The 14,634-nt window shown below is 39.4% G+C and carries 16 protein-coding genes; 9 read left to right on the plus strand and 7 right to left on the minus strand.

The window, feature by feature from the left end; all coding sequences use genetic code 11:
• Positions 1-68: 68 nt before the first annotated feature.
• Entirely contained in the window at positions 69-878 is an 810-nt protein-coding gene (gene fdhD / locus RDV53_RS00150) for a formate dehydrogenase accessory sulfurtransferase FdhD (RefSeq protein WP_005696392.1), read from the minus strand.
• A 275-nt stretch (positions 879-1,153) separates the two neighbouring features.
• Between fdhD and fdnG the strand changes: the two genes are divergently transcribed.
• Genes fdnG through fdhE form a run of 4 tightly spaced genes read left to right on the plus strand, consistent with a single transcriptional unit; the run spans position 1,154 to position 6,867 of the window.
• On the plus strand, positions 1,154-4,252 hold the full coding sequence (fdnG, locus tag RDV53_RS00155) for a formate dehydrogenase-N subunit alpha (RefSeq protein ID WP_147286813.1): 3,099 nt from the start codon (positions 1,154-1,156) through the stop codon (positions 4,250-4,252).
• A gap of 1 nt (position 4,253) precedes the next feature.
• Positions 4,254-5,189, plus strand: a complete 936-nt coding sequence (gene fdxH, locus RDV53_RS00160) for a formate dehydrogenase subunit beta (RefSeq protein WP_005696395.1) — start codon at positions 4,254-4,256, stop codon at positions 5,187-5,189.
• Entirely contained in the window at positions 5,182-5,898 is a 717-nt protein-coding gene (locus RDV53_RS00165; RefSeq protein ID WP_005696396.1) for a formate dehydrogenase subunit gamma, read from the plus strand. Before fdxH ends, RDV53_RS00165 begins: the two co-directional genes overlap by 8 nt.
• Positions 5,899-5,958: 60 nt before the next feature.
• A complete protein-coding gene (fdhE, locus tag RDV53_RS00170) occupies positions 5,959-6,867 on the plus strand; it encodes a formate dehydrogenase accessory protein FdhE (protein WP_005696398.1) in 909 nt (302 codons plus the stop codon).
• 55 nt (positions 6,868-6,922) lie between these two features.
• Here fdhE and rimI read toward each other — a convergent pair whose 3' ends face one another.
• The 3 genes from rimI to RDV53_RS00185 are packed head-to-tail and all read right to left on the minus strand — an operon-like array spanning position 6,923 to position 8,367.
• Positions 6,923-7,363 carry a ribosomal protein S18-alanine N-acetyltransferase gene (gene rimI / locus RDV53_RS00175; RefSeq protein ID WP_005696399.1) on the minus strand — a complete coding sequence of 147 codons (441 nt, stop codon included), beginning with the start codon at positions 7,361-7,363 and terminating at the stop codon, positions 6,923-6,925.
• Positions 7,364-7,368: 5 nt separating this feature from the next.
• Positions 7,369-7,773 (minus strand): DNA polymerase III subunit psi, encoded by a 405-nt coding sequence (locus tag RDV53_RS00180; protein WP_005696400.1) that lies wholly within the window; start codon positions 7,771-7,773, stop codon positions 7,369-7,371.
• A gap of 3 nt (positions 7,774-7,776) precedes the next feature.
• Positions 7,777-8,367 (minus strand): hypothetical protein, encoded by a 591-nt coding sequence (locus tag RDV53_RS00185; RefSeq protein ID WP_005696401.1) that lies wholly within the window; start codon positions 8,365-8,367, stop codon positions 7,777-7,779.
• An 87-nt stretch (positions 8,368-8,454) separates the two neighbouring features.
• On the opposite strand from RDV53_RS00185, the gene rsmC reads away from it, so the two are divergent.
• Together rsmC and RDV53_RS00195 are read left to right on the plus strand one after the other, a co-directional pair.
• Positions 8,455-9,447 (plus strand): 16S rRNA (guanine(1207)-N(2))-methyltransferase RsmC, encoded by a 993-nt coding sequence (gene rsmC, locus RDV53_RS00190; protein WP_005696403.1) that lies wholly within the window; start codon positions 8,455-8,457, stop codon positions 9,445-9,447.
• 10 nt (positions 9,448-9,457) lie between these two features.
• A complete protein-coding gene (locus RDV53_RS00195) occupies positions 9,458-9,955 on the plus strand; it encodes a YbhB/YbcL family Raf kinase inhibitor-like protein (protein ID WP_005696405.1) in 498 nt (165 codons plus the stop codon).
• Between the two features lie 76 nt (positions 9,956-10,031).
• Here the strand turns inward: RDV53_RS00195 and RDV53_RS00200 are convergent, their stop codons facing one another.
• On the minus strand, positions 10,032-10,385 hold the full coding sequence (locus RDV53_RS00200) for a DUF496 family protein (protein ID WP_005696407.1): 354 nt from the start codon (positions 10,383-10,385) through the stop codon (positions 10,032-10,034).
• Positions 10,386-10,563: 178 nt separating this feature from the next.
• Between RDV53_RS00200 and serC the strand changes: the two genes are divergently transcribed.
• From serC to tpx, 3 genes are all read left to right on the plus strand, one after another.
• The gene (gene serC, locus RDV53_RS00205; protein WP_005696409.1) at positions 10,564-11,646 is read left to right on the plus strand and encodes a 3-phosphoserine/phosphohydroxythreonine transaminase; all 1,083 of its coding nucleotides are present in this window, start codon (positions 10,564-10,566) and stop codon (positions 11,644-11,646) included.
• A 65-nt stretch (positions 11,647-11,711) separates the two neighbouring features.
• On the plus strand, positions 11,712-12,821 hold the full coding sequence (gene hisC / locus RDV53_RS00210; protein WP_005696410.1) for a histidinol-phosphate transaminase: 1,110 nt from the start codon (positions 11,712-11,714) through the stop codon (positions 12,819-12,821).
• A gap of 8 nt (positions 12,822-12,829) precedes the next feature.
• Positions 12,830-13,327 carry a thiol peroxidase gene (gene tpx, locus RDV53_RS00215; protein WP_005696411.1) on the plus strand — a complete coding sequence of 166 codons (498 nt, stop codon included), beginning with the start codon at positions 12,830-12,832 and terminating at the stop codon, positions 13,325-13,327.
• Positions 13,328-13,364: 37 nt separating this feature from the next.
• Here tpx and RDV53_RS00220 read toward each other — a convergent pair whose 3' ends face one another.
• A complete protein-coding gene (locus RDV53_RS00220; RefSeq protein WP_005696412.1) occupies positions 13,365-14,150 on the minus strand; it encodes a Cof-type HAD-IIB family hydrolase in 786 nt (261 codons plus the stop codon).
• 18 nt (positions 14,151-14,168) lie between these two features.
• Positions 14,169-14,633, minus strand: coding sequence for an rRNA maturation RNase YbeY (gene ybeY / locus RDV53_RS00225; protein ID WP_005696413.1), 465 nt, complete (start codon positions 14,631-14,633; stop codon positions 14,169-14,171).
• Between the last annotated feature and the right edge of the window lies 1 nt (position 14,634).

A 14,634-nucleotide genomic window follows, 5' to 3' on the forward strand; every position in this document is an offset into this window, starting at 1 on the left:
AGAAATAAACAAAAAGTGCGGTCAAAAATCGTCGTGTTTTTGGCCGCACTTGTTTTTAATAGATAAAACTAAACTAAAACCAACCGCTCTTTACCCGCATAGATATTGGCTTTTCCTGGGCGCGCAAAACCAATAAGGGAAAGATTGTGTTGTTCAGCCATATTCACCGCAAGATCTGTCGCGGCAGAAATCGCAACAAGTAACTCGATACCACAAGCCACTGATTTTTGAACCATTTCATAACTGGCGCGACTCGAAACCAGCACAAACCCTTGTGGTTGATTTTGTTTAGCATGCCAGCCGATTAATTTATCTAGTGCCACATGTCGCCCTACATCTTCTCGAATTGCCAATAGATTACCAGATAAATCAAAAAAGGCAGCTGCATGTGTTGCCCCTGTTTCTTTTCCGAGTGTTTGATTAGCTTGTAATTGCTCTAAGCAGCCATCTAATAAATTTAAATTAAATTGGAAAGTACGGTCTAATTTTGGCAATTTTTTATAGACTTGTGAAATTTGTTCTGTACCACAAATGCCACATCCCGTTCTTCCCGTTAAAGTACGACGATGATCTTTTAATGCGACAAATTGGCGGCTAGATAATTCAATTTGTACTTCAATACCATTACACACTTCTACCACATCAATGCCATAAATATCCGCTTTTTTCTCAATAATGCCTTCAGCTAATGAAAAGCCTAAAGCAAAATCCTCTAAATCTTGTGGAGAGCACATCATAACAGTATGCGCAATACCATTATAGACAAGTGAAACAGGAACTTCCGCCGCCAGACTATCTTGCTTTTCAATAAAAAGTGCGGTTGGATTTTCGGGTATTTTTTTTAAGAAATTAATCGTTTTGTTGATTATCCAGTGCATAATGTTTTCCCAATAAAATATCTGTATCAAAAATGTTACTTTTTTTTAACAAAAAATATTTATTTTGTGATCTAGCTCAACTTTTTAAGCGACTATAACAAGTATTGATTATAGATTTATGGTTAAAAAATAGTTAAAATTGCGCCCGTTTAAATTGGTCATTTTTATAATCAATTTAATGTTGATGACGTTATTTTAACGAAATCAAATAAATTATCTATACGAATTTATACTATCTAAATATCTTAACGGTTCGCCGTTATGAAGGAGTGATTATGCAGGTCTCTAGACGTAAGTTCTTTAAGATCTGTGCAGGTGGTATGGCGGGGACGTCTGCGGCAATGTTGGGCTTTGCACCATCATCTGTTTTAGCAGCGCCACGTGAGTACAAATTATTACGGGCGTTTGAATCCCGTAACACCTGTACATATTGTTCTGTAAGCTGTGGTATGTTGCTATATAGCACAGGTAAACCTTACGATTCCTTAAGTAGCCACACAGGTACCAATACCCGTTCTAAATTATTCCACCTTGAAGGTGACCCAGACCATCCGGTAAGCCGTGGTGCGTTGTGTCCGAAAGGTGCAGGTGCGTTAGACTATGTTAATAGTGAAAGTCGCGTACTATATCCTGAATATCGTGCACCAGGTTCTGACAAGTGGGAACGTATTTCTTGGAAAGATGCAATCAAACGTATTTCTCGCTTGCTAAAAGATGACCGTGATGCCAACTTTGTTGAAAAAGATGCAAGTGGCAAAACCGTTAACCGTTGGACAACTACAGGTATTATGACCGCCTCTGCCATTAGTAATGAGGCCGCACTTCTTACCCACAAATGGGTTCGAATGATGGGCATAGTGCCGATGTGTAACCAAGCGAATACTTGACACGGACCAACGGTAGCAAGTCTTGCTCCATCATTTGGTCGCGGTGCCATGACAAACAACTGGGTTGACATCAAAAACGCCAATCTTATTATCGTTCAAGGCGGTAACCCTGCTGAAGCTCACCCTGTTGGCTTCCGTTGGGCGATCGAAGCGAAGAAAAACGGTGCAAAAATCATCGTAGTTGATCCTCGCTTTAACCGTACAGCGTCTGTAGCTGACCTTCATGCGCCAATTCGTTCTGGTACTGATATCGCATTCTTAATGGGTGTGATCCGTTACCTATTGGAAACTAATCAAATCCAACACGAATACGTTAAACACTATACCAATGCTTCATTCTTAATTGATGAAGGCTTCAAATTCGAAGATGGTTTATTCGTAGGTTTTGATGAAGAAAAACGCACTTACGATAAATCTAAATGGAATTACCAATTTGATGAAAATGGTTTTGCTAAACGTGATATGACCTTACAAGATCCACGTTGTGTGATTAATATCTTGAAAGATCACGTCTCTCGCTATACCCCAGAAATGGTTGAGCGTATCACAGGCGTCAAACAAAAAACCTTCTTACAAATCTGTGAAGAGATTGGTAAAACCTCTGCTCCAAACAAAACTATGACGCACTTATATGCGTTAGGTTTAACTGAGCATACAATTGGTACACAAAACATTCGCTCAATGGCAATGATCCAATTACTCTTAGGTAACATGGGTATGCCAGGCGGTGGTATTAATGCATTGCGTGGACACTCAAACGTTCAAGGTACAACTGATATGGGCTTATTGCCGATGTCTTTACCAGGTTATATGCGTCTACCAAATGACAAAGATAGCTCTTACGAACAATACATTAATGCGATTACGCCAAAAGATATCGTACCAAACCAAACAAACTACTATCGTAATACGTCGAAATTCTTCGTCAGTATGATGAAAACGTTCTATGGTGATAAAGCAACCAAAGAAAATGGTTGGGGCTTCGATTTCTTACCAAAAGCAGATCGTTTATATGATCCTATCACTCATGTTAAGTTAATGAATGATGGCAAATTGAACGGTTGGATTTTACAAGGTTTCAACGTATTAAACTCATTACCGAACAAAAACAAAACTGTTGCAGGTATGAGCAAATTGAAATTCTTAATCGTAATGGATCCACTTCAAACTGAATCTTCTGAATTCTGGAAAAACTTTGGTGAATCAAACAATGTAAACCCAGCAGATATTCAAACTGAAGTATTCCGTTTACCAACTACTTGTTTCGCAGAAGAAGATGGCTCTATTGCCAACTCTGGTCGTTGGGCACAATGGCACTGGAAAGGCTGTGACCAACCAGGTGAAGCACTACCAGATGTTGAAATTCTTTCTATGATTCGTGAAGAGATGCATCATCTCTATCAAGAAGACTTGAAAAAAGGTATTCAACCAAAAGGTTTAGAATCTTTCGAAGCGATGACTTGGAACTATGCACAACCGCATGCACCAAGCTCCGCAGAGTTAGCAAAAGAATTAAATGGTTATGCCCTTGAAGATCTTTTAGATGCAAACGGTAATGTGGTTTATAAGAAAGGTCAATTACTTAACGGATTCGCTCACTTACGTGATGACGGTACAACCTCTGCAGGTAACTGGATATACGTAGGTCAATGGACTGAAAAAGGTAACCAAATGGCAAACCGTGACAATTCTGACCCTTCAGGTTTAGGTTGTACATTAGGTTGGGGCTTCGCATGGCCAGCAAACCGCCGTGTCCTTTATAGCCGTGCTTCACTTGATATTAACGGTAATCCTTGGGATAAACACCGTCAATTAATCAAATGGAACGGTAAAAACTGGAACTGGCATGATGTGGCTGACTATGGTACACAACCACCAGGCTCTGATGCAGGTCCATTCATTATGTCTGCAGAAGGTGTAGGCCGTTTATTTGCAGTAGATAAAATTACAAGTGGTCCAGTGCCTGAGCACTATGAACCAATTGAAAGCCCAATTGATACTAACCCACTGCATCCAAGTGTAGTCTCTGATCCGACAATTCGTATTTATAAAGAAGACCGCGAATTTATCGGCTCAAATAAAGACTTCCCGTATGTGGCAACGACTTATCGTTTGACCGAGCACTTCCACAGTTGGACAGCTCAATCTGCGTTAAATATCATCGCTCAACCACAACAATTCGTGGAAATCGGTGAAAAATTAGCGGCAGAAAAAGGTATCCAAAAAGGTGATATGGTGAAAATTACTTCTCGCCGTGGCTATATTAAAGCCGTCGCAGTCGTAACGAAACGTTTGAAAGATTTAGAAGTCGACGGACGTACCGTACACCATATAGGTCTTCCAATTCACTGGAATATGAAAGCCTTAAATGGTAAAGGTAACCGTGGTTTCTCAACCAATACCTTAACACCATCTTGGGGTGAATCGGTTACACAAACACCAGAATATAAAACATTCTTGGTAAATATCGAGAAGGCGGAGGCATAATATGGCAGGAAATGGTCAAGGCGTTCAATCGCAAGACATTATCAAGGTCTCCGCTACGTCTGGTTTTACGCCGGCACCTCAAGCGCGAGATCATAAAGTTGAAGTAGCAAAATTAATCGATGTATCCACCTGTATTGGTTGTAAAGCCTGTCAGGTGGGCTGTTCAGAGTGGAATGATATCCGCTCTGACGTCAATGCAAAATGTGTGGGGATCTACGATAACCCAGTAGATCTCAATGCAAAAGCATGGACGGTAATGCGCTTTAACGAAGTAGAAGAAAATGATCGTTTAGAATGGTTAATCCGTAAAGATGGTTGTATGCACTGTTCAGAACCAGGCTGTTTAAAAGCTTGTCCTGCACCTGGTGCAATCATCCAGTATGCGAACGGTATCGTGGATTTCCAATCTGATAAATGTATCGGTTGTGGTTACTGTATCGCAGGTTGTCCGTTCAACATTCCACGTATGAACCCAGACGACAACCGCGTGTACAAATGTACCCTTTGTGTGGATCGTGTTTCTGTAGGCCAAGAACCTGCTTGCGTGAAAACATGTCCAACCGGTGCAATTCGTTTTGGTTCTAAAGAAGAAATGAAACTCTACGCAGAACAACGTGTTGCTGACTTAAAATCACGTGGTTACGAAAACGCGGGCATCTATGACCCTGAAGGCGTGGGCGGTACACACGTAATGTATGTATTACACCATGCGGATAAACCAGAGCTTTATTCCGGTCTTCCTAAAGATCCACAAATTGACCTCTCTGTCACTGTGTGGAAAGATATCTTGAAACCGGTAGCAGCTGTGGCAATGGGTGGTTTAGCACTTGCTGAAATTGGTCACTACTTAGCTGTAGGTCCAAACGTGGAAGAAGATGTAGAAGATCATCACGAAATATTTGAAGAAGAAGATAGAAAAGGGGGCAAAGATGAGTAAGATTGAGATTAGCAATGATACTCGAATCATTCGTCATAGAACGCCTGCTCGTTTTAGCCACTGGCTACTCGTAATCTGCTTCTTTATGACGATGTTCACTGGTGTAGCATTCTTCTTCCCAGATTTTGCGTGGTTAACTGAGATTTTAGGTACCCCGCAATTGGCGCGAGCAATTCACCCGTTCACCGGTATCATTATGTTTGTTGCCTTTATTTTCCTTGGCTATCTTTACTGGGATCACAACATTCCAGAGAAAAACGATATCCGCTGGTTAAAAGGCATGCTTGAAGTATTGAAAGGAAATGAACACGCTGTTGCTTATAACGGTAAGTATAACCTTGGTCAAAAAATGTTATTCTGGACATTGAACTTGGCAATGGTTACCTTGCTTGTAACTGGCATCATTATGTGGCGTCAATTTTTCTCGCACTACTTCTCTATTCCGGTATTACGTTTTGCGATTTTACTTCACTCTTTAAGTGCATTCATGTTGTTCACCGGTATCTTGGTACACATGTACATGGCATTCTGGGTAAAAGGCTCCATTCGTGGTATCGTGGAAGGCTGGGTAACCGTTCGCTGGGCGAAAAAACACCACCCGAAATGGTATAACGAAGAAGTACTTCCTAAGCTAGAAGAAGACCTTAAAAACGAAGCTGAAGGTAAAAAAGTAAAAACCAAAGCATTGTTCAAAGGTATCAATGGCTAAAATCAAAAAGTGCGGTTAAAATTGACCGCACTTTTTCTTATAAATACTTAAGAGACAATTATGAGTATCAAAATCTTATCTGCAGACGAAATCAAACAAAAAACGAATTCATACGATATTCCGCCTGTTTTGTTTGCTAACCCTAAAAATCTTTATCAACGTCGTGCAAAACGTTTAAGAGAATTAGCGAAAGATCATCCATTGGCTGATTATTTACTCTTTGCTGCAGATGTTGTGGAAAGCCAATTAAGCGTATTTGAAAAAAATCCATTAGAAAAACAGCATTTCGATAATTTAGATGAACTTGAACCGTTAAATACTAAAACATTTAAACGCTCAAGTATTTGGATTGAATATCTCAAAGAAATTTTACATAGCATTAAACCAAAAGCAAATGAACAGGTTATTGCTACGATTGAGAATCTTGAAAAAGCCTCTGATAAAGAGCTTGAAGAAATGGCTAGCCATCTTTTAAGCCAAGAATTTAATTTAGTGAGCACCGATAAAGCAGTATTTATTTGGGCTGCGCTTTCTCTTTATTGGTTACAACTGGCTCAACAAATTCCTCATAACAGTCGCCAAGAAGGAACTGACAATCTACATTACTGTCCAGTTTGTGGTTCTGCACCAGTGTCAAGTGTTGTCCATATCGGTACTTCACAAGGTTTACGCTATTTGCACTGCAATCTCTGTGAAAGTGAGTGGAATTTAGTGCGCGCACAATGTACAAACTGCAATGAACACAAAAATCTTGAAATGTGGTCATTAAATGAAGAGCTTGCTCTTGTTCGTGCAGAAACCTGTGGCGATTGCCAAAGCTACTTAAAAATCATGTTCCAAGAAAAAGATCCGAATGTTGAAGCGGTAGCCGATGATTTAGCATCAATTTTCTTAGATATTGAAATGGAAGAAAAAGGCTTCGCACGCAGTGGATTAAATCCATTTGTCTTCCCAGCAGAAGAAGTGTAATGTCTTACTTTTCAAATAAACAAAGTGCGGTCAAAATTGACCGCACTTTTTCATGCTAGAGATAACATGCCATCACGACAGCATTTTCTCGTCCACCATCTGGTTTCGGATAATAATTCTTACGAATATCAACCTCATTAAATCCCAGCTTTTCATAAAGGAAACGAGCAGGATTCGATTCACGCACTTCAAGCCAAAGCGTTTGAATACCTTTCTCTTTAAGCTTATCCATTAAACCTTGCAATAAAAACGAACCATAGCCCTTTCCTTGTTGAACCGGATCTATCGCAATATTAAATAATGTCGCTTCATCTAATACCGTTTGGCAAATAGCAAAACCAAGTACTTGCTCTTTTTCCACTAATTTTAGATTAAGATAACGTTCGCCGACATTATTTTTCAAGGTTCCCAATGACCAAGGCACAAGATGCGCAACTTGTTCAATTTCATATAAGCGATCCATATCGCATTCTTCAATAGGAAATAGAGAAGGCATAATGATTAAATTTGTTGGATTTGTTGCCAAAGCTCACGCTTAGCTTGGTTATCTTGCTGAAATTGTTGCCAATCAACGGAGCGATAAATACGCTCTGCATTTAAGCAATAAGGCAACGTGCGGTCGATTTCATCAGCATTTTCAGCTAATAACCAATACCGCACAGAATGTTGTAATGTGATATGTTGAATTTGATCAAAATTCAAACAAAGGCAATCTTCTTTATTTAACTCAAGTGCAAGTCGAACATCTGAAAAAAGTGGGGAGTTAGATACATTATCTTTCGCCACCACAATAAATTTCACTTGCTCAGACACACTCACACCAACCGCCCCTTGTAATACTTCTGGACGATGGAGCTGCCAACGGGTTATCCCCATTTCATTTAAAAGAAGATTGCGTCTATCCATAGATTAACGAGCGATAGTATCTAACGGATAATCTCTTAAACCTTTAACAATCGCTTGTTCTTGCGCTTCAGTTGGTTTTTCTTGATATGCTTTTAAGCTACGGAAAGAAAGAATGTTTTTCGCTTGATAAACCACGGCGATAAAACGTTGGAAATCTTTACCATCACAAGCATAATAAACATCTGAAGCGTTACCAATTGTTTTTAACTCACATACTTTTTTGTTTGCATCAAGATATTTTGTCGTTAATGCTGAAACATGTGAAAGGTCTTTTAAGTAGTAGGTTTCACTAGTGATAAATTTACGATTACTACGATCTACACTTGCCGCACCACTTAAGAAACGCGGATCTTCTGATTTATCAAAGGCTTTCGTTTGTTTATAGAATTTCTCACCATTAAATGTGACTTCTTCGTTACCCTTTTTGATTCGCTCAAATTGCGCATCTAAACTTTGTGCTTGTGCAGCAGGTAATTCAATTTTTGAGCTTGTTGGTAAGGTTGAAGGCTGTTGCTTAGTGCCTTGAAGTTGTTCGAGTAATTGACAGCCGGACAATAAACTTGCCATGGCGACGGCAGTAATGATTTTTTTCATAAATAATTCCTTAATAAATGCGTCTAAATCGTTATCTTTTGCTAGAATAATGCATAATTTTAACCAATAAACTACAGGATTTAAAGCGTGATTTCTCTCGAAAGCGAAGTTTTACAGCGCCATCTTCCCTTTTTTAACGGTAAATCAATTCTTCTTGCCGGCGGCATTAACGATGATTTTCCTCAAATATTGCAAAAACATTGTCAATCCGTACAAATTTGGAGCTGGTATTTTGATTATGCTAAAACCCAAAGTGCGGTCAATTTTGAGGTTGAATTTCAACCACAAGCCGATTTGATTATTTATTATTGGACGAAGAATAAACAAGAAGTGAATTTTCAGCTGATGCAACTACTTGCCAAAAGTAAAATTGGTCAAGAAGTGTTGATTATCGGTGAAAATCGTTGCGGTGCCCGTTCAGCTGAAAAACTGCTTGAACCTTATGGTGAAATTGGCAAAATTGACTCAGCGCGTCGTTGCGGTTTATATCATTTTTCCTTACAAAAACAACCGCACTTTGAGCTTCAATCTTATTGGAAATGCTACCAAAATGATGCATTAGGCGATCTCCGTATTTACAGCTTGCCGGGTGTATTCAGTGCCAATGAACTTGATAGCGGAACATCACTTCTGCTTTCCACTTTAACCTCACCAATTCAAGGTAAAGTGTTAGACGTTGGTTGTGGGGCAGGTGTCATTGGTTCAATGATCAAAAAATATCATCCGAAAACGGAGGTAACAATGACTGATATTCATGCGATGGCAATTCAATCTGCTCGTCAAACACTGGCAGAAAATCAGCTTGAAGGCAATGTTATCGCAAGCGATGTGTTTTCCCATATTGAGGGAAAATTTGATCTGATTATTTCAAACCCACCTTTCCACGATGGAATCGATACCGCTTATCGTGCGGTAAAGGAGCTTATTCAACAAGCAAAATGGCATTTAACAGCAGGCGGAGAACTGCGTATTGTTGCTAATGCATTTCTGCCCTATCCCGATTTATTAGCACAACATTTCGGTAAGTTTGACGTACTTGCTCAAACCACTAAATTTAAAGTGTATTCCGTGAGAAATTAAGGAGAAAACAATGTTTGTAACCAGTTCAGCCATTCAAAATGGTGCATTTGAAGACAAATATGGCAAACGCGGCACACAATTTAGCCCAAATGGCATGCCAACCTACTCTATTCCATTTGAAATTCACGATGCCCCTCAAGGCACTAAATCCTTTGCGGTTGTCTTAGAAGATAAAGATGCGATTACGGCAAGTGGTTTTGTGTGGATTCATTGGCTCATTGCGGATCTTGAACGTACGGTTATCCAAGAAAATGAAAGCCAAACTGCAACAGATTATGTACAAGGTGCAAATACTTGGGCGAGTAAATTAGGTCAATTTGATATTGAAGAAGCCTCATTCTATGGTGGTATGGCACCACCAAACTGCTTACATCGTTACGAGCTTATTGTGTATGCGCTCGATACCAAACTTAACCTTAAACCAGGATTCCGTTTCAATGATCTACATTTTGCGATGCAAGGGCATATTCTAGATCAAGCTGTGGTGATGGGCACTTATGATGTTTAATCATTTATAGTTCATCCTAAAAACACCATAAAAAATGACCGCACTTCAACAAAGTGCGGTCATTTCTTTTAGGATTTTATAACGTGATTTTATTTGATGAATCTTTCACTAATTTCGCGTGGGCTTTTTTCTGTTCTTTCATCTTATTGCTCGTTTCACGGCGTTGAGTAGAAAGTTCCGCATTGCGAATGTTGTAATCATCTACACGACCTTCATAGTCATCACGCATATTTTCAATAATTGCACGAACATCTTCAATACTCATATCATCACGAATATATTGATTTAAGTTATCTAATAATAAGACACGTTTTTGGTTATCACGAATTTTGCGGTTGTTGTCTTCAATGTCGCGCTTAAGTTTATTTTTTAAACGATATAAACGCACATACTCTAATACTTCTTGGAAGGATTTATTTACATTTCCCATGATCGACTCTCTCAAAGTTAAAAACAAACTTTAGGTAATGTAGCCTTTTTTTTCGTCTCCGTCAAAAGCTTAAATTTAAATTAATGGATTAGATCAAAAAACTGTTTGATTTAGTTGATTATCCTATTCGGTAGTGGTAAAAATGAAGAATCTATTCAAAATAAAATAAGGAAACACAATGTCAAAAGTCTTTAATTTTAGTGCTGGTCCAGCCATGATTTTCCCTGAGGTACTACACAAAGCACAAGCTGAGCTAACTAACTGGCTTGGTCAAGGTGTGTCAGTGATGGAAGTCAGCCACCGTGGCAAATATTTTATGGAATTGATTACTCAAGCAGAAAAAGATCTGCGCGAAGTGTATAACATTCCAGATAATTATCGCGTGTTATTCCTACAAGGTGGCGCACGTGGTCAATTTGCAGCCTTACCGATGAACTTAATTGGTGAGAAAGGCAAAGCACTTTACTTAAATAGCGGTCACTGGTCTGCAACTGCAGCGAAAGAAGCGCGTAACTTTGCTGAAATTGATGAAATTACCATTGTAGAAAATGGTGATCACACTCGCATTACCAACCTTGATTTCAGTGACATTGCGGAACAATACGATTACGTTCACTATTGCCCAAATGAAACCATCAGTGGTGTAGAAATTTTTGATGTACCGAATGTGGGCAATGCGGTACTTGTAGCCGATATGTCATCTAATGTGCTCTCTCGCGAAATTGATATTAGCAAATTTGGTGTCATTTACGCGGGTGCACAAAAAAATCTTGGCCCAGCAGGGATTACACTTGTGATTATTCGCGATGATTTAATTGGTCATGCTCGCCAAGCAACACCATCAATTTGGAATTACGCCACACAGCGTGATGCAGACTCAATGATCAATACCCCGCCAACATTTGCTTGGTATCTCTGTTCATTGGTTTTCAAACACATTCAAGCGATTGGTGGCTTAAAAGAAATTGCTAAACGCAATGCGGAGAAAGCGCAAACCCTTTACGATTATATTGATAGCAGCAAACTCTATCGTAACGTCGTGGCTAAAGAAAACCGTTCAACCATGAATGTCACATTTGTGACAGGCAATCCTGAACTTGATGCTAAGTTTGTTGCGGAATCTACAGCTGCAGGTCTTCAAGCCTTAAAAGGTCACAAAGTGTTAGGTGGTATGCGTGCATCTATCTACAATGCAATGCCATTAGAAGGTGTACTAGCGCTTATTGAATTCATGAAAAAATTTGAAGCTGAAAACAGCTAATTATCCTGGTTAATTAAACTCAACGTGCGGGCTGAAAGGCCCGCTCGTCTTTATAAGGAAAGCATATGCAATACATCAACGTTGCCAATCAAGGCGTAAAATCTCTTTCACCTTATCAAGCCGGAAAACCTATCGAAGAACTCGAACGCGAATTAGGCATTACGGATATCGTTAAACTGGCCTCAAATGAAAACCCTTTCGGCTTTCCTGAAAGTGCGAAAAAAGCCATTCAAGCCCAACTTGATCATTTAACTCGCTACCCTGATGCAAATGGTTTTGAACTTAAAACAGCTATTGCAAAAAAATTTGGTGTGCAACCAAACCAAATCACCCTTGGCAATGGTTCTAACGATTTATTAGAGCTCTTTGCTCATACCTTTGCGGGTGAGCATGATGAAGTGATTTATTCACAATATGCTTTTATTGTTTACCCTTTAGTGACGAAAGCTATTAATGCCGTCGCAAAAGAAATCCCCGCTAAAGATTGGGGACATGATTTAAACGGATTTTTGACCGCACTTTCAGATAAAACCAAACTGATTTTTATTGCCAATCCCAACAATCCAACGGGGAATTTCTTAACTGAAGCTGAATTGGATGCTTTCTTGGCCAAAGTACCTGAAAATGTGATTGTGGTACTAGATGAAGCGTATACTGAATTTACTCATCCAAATGAACGCGTTAATTCTTTTGCATTACTGGAAAAATATCCGAACCTTATCGTTTCACGCTCTCTATCAAAAGCTTATGGACTTGCAGGTTTACGCATTGGCTACGCGGTCTCTAATCCTGAAATTGCAGATTTATTAAACCGTGTTCGTCAGCCATTTAACTGTAACAGTCTCGCTTTAACCAGCGCGATTGCAGTGATGAACGATGACGCTTTTGTGGAAAAAGTGGCGGAAAATAATCGCCAAGAAATGAAACGTTATGAAACCTTCTGTCAACAATATGGCTTAGACTTTATTCCGTCTAAAGGTAACTTTATTACCATTGATTTTAAACAACCTGCTGCACCAATTTATGATGCATTATTGCGTGAAGGCGTGATTGTACGCCCAATTGCAGGTTATGGCATGCCAAATCACTTGCGCATCAGCATTGGCTTACCGCAAGAAAATGACAAATTTTTTACGGCACTTAAAAAAGTGCTTAATTTAGGAAATGAGAAATAGGAGCTTTTATGAGCAAAGTAACAATGATGGGCAATCCCATTGAAGTAAGCGGTAACTTTCCAAAAAAAGGGGAAAAAGTAACCGCACTTACACTCACCAATAAAGAACTTGCTGACGTCACGCTTGATGCTTATGCAGGAAAACGCAAGGTCTTAAATATTTTCCCGAGTATTGATACAGGTGTATGTGCAACTTCTGTTCGTAAATTCAATCAACAAGCGGCTAATTTAAAGAATGCCGTGGTACTTTGTATTTCAGCGGACTTACCTTTTGCACAAGCACGATTCTGCGGTGCGGAAGGTATTGAGAACGTAGAAACACTTTCTACTTTCCGTCATAAAGAAGTTCATGAAAACTTAGGCGTAAACATCACAACAGGTCCAATCGCAGGTTTAACCGCACGTTCAGTGATTGTTTTAGATGAAAACAACAACGTATTACATAGTGAACTGGTTTCTGAAATTAAAGATGAGCCAAATTATGAAGCTGCGCTAGCTGCACTATAATGAATAAGGCGCTTTTTTATAGAAAGCGCCTTTTTATTTATTCAGGAAAAATCTCATTCAATATTAATGCAATTCCATCATCATTATGCGAAGCAGTGACACGATTAGCAGCTTGTTTAATTTCATCAGGTGCATTGGCCATTGCCACGCCTAATCCTACGCTTTCTAGCATATCTAAATCGTTAAAGTTATCACCGAAAGCAACACATTCTTCCATCTTCACATGAAAGTAATCTTCGAGAAAACGTACGGCATTGCCTTTTGTCGCGGATTTATGCATCACTTCAAGGAAATTCGCATGAGAACGGCAAATGCTTAAATGCGGGAATTTCTCTTTCAAGATTTGCTCAATACCAATCACTTCATCTGTTTCACCAATGATTTGGATTTTATGCGGAGAATAAACCACACTTTCATCATAAGGATCAATCTGGATGCCCGTTACGCTACGTTCATAAATCACCCATTTATTATCTAAATCTCGAGCAACGCAATCATCATAGGTATAATAATTGACACCTAACGCAGGATGATCTGCTAATACTTGGTTAATGGCTTGGATATCAGCGGGATCAATTTGTACCGAATAAATAGGCGTGGCGTTCTTATCTAAAATCAAGGCGCCACTAAATGCCACAATGATGTTGTAATTTTCAATGAGTTTCGCATAAGGCCAAATACCAAGCGGTGAACGAGCAGAAATAGGTGTAAATGGAATACCTTGGTTTGTAATACGTTGAATTGCATCTAAGGTTTTAGGCGAAATTCGATGATCCGACGTTAATAAGGTACCATCAAAATCGCTGAATACGGCTTTATACATAATTGCTCCAAATCGTCATTATTTTTCTGAAAGGTAAGGATCGGCAAAGCCTAAACCCTGCATAATTTCAGTTTCTAAACTTTCCATTTCTTCGGCCTCATCATCTTCAATGTGATCGTAGCCCAGCAAATGTAAGCTACCATGCACAATCATATGCGCCCAATGTGCCATTAAAGGCTTTTCTTGCTCGATAGCTTCACGCTCTACTACCTGACGACAAATCACTAAATCGCCCAACAGCGGTAATTCCACTTCGTCAGGACATTCAAAAGGAAAAGACAACACATTAGTTGGACGATCTTTTCCACGATAAGTTAAATTTAAATCATGACTTTCCGCTTTATCCACAATGCGCACCGTCATTTCCACATTATCACTTTCTGGTTGCACTGCAGCAGTTGCCCATTGCAGAATTTGTTCTTCTGATGGTAAGCCTTCTGTATTTTCACAGGCCAGTTGCAAATCGATAATCATATTGCCCATG

Source organism: Haemophilus parainfluenzae ATCC 33392 (genome assembly GCF_031191205.1).
Classification (GTDB): Bacteria; Pseudomonadota; Gammaproteobacteria; order Enterobacterales; family Pasteurellaceae; genus Haemophilus_D; species Haemophilus_D parainfluenzae.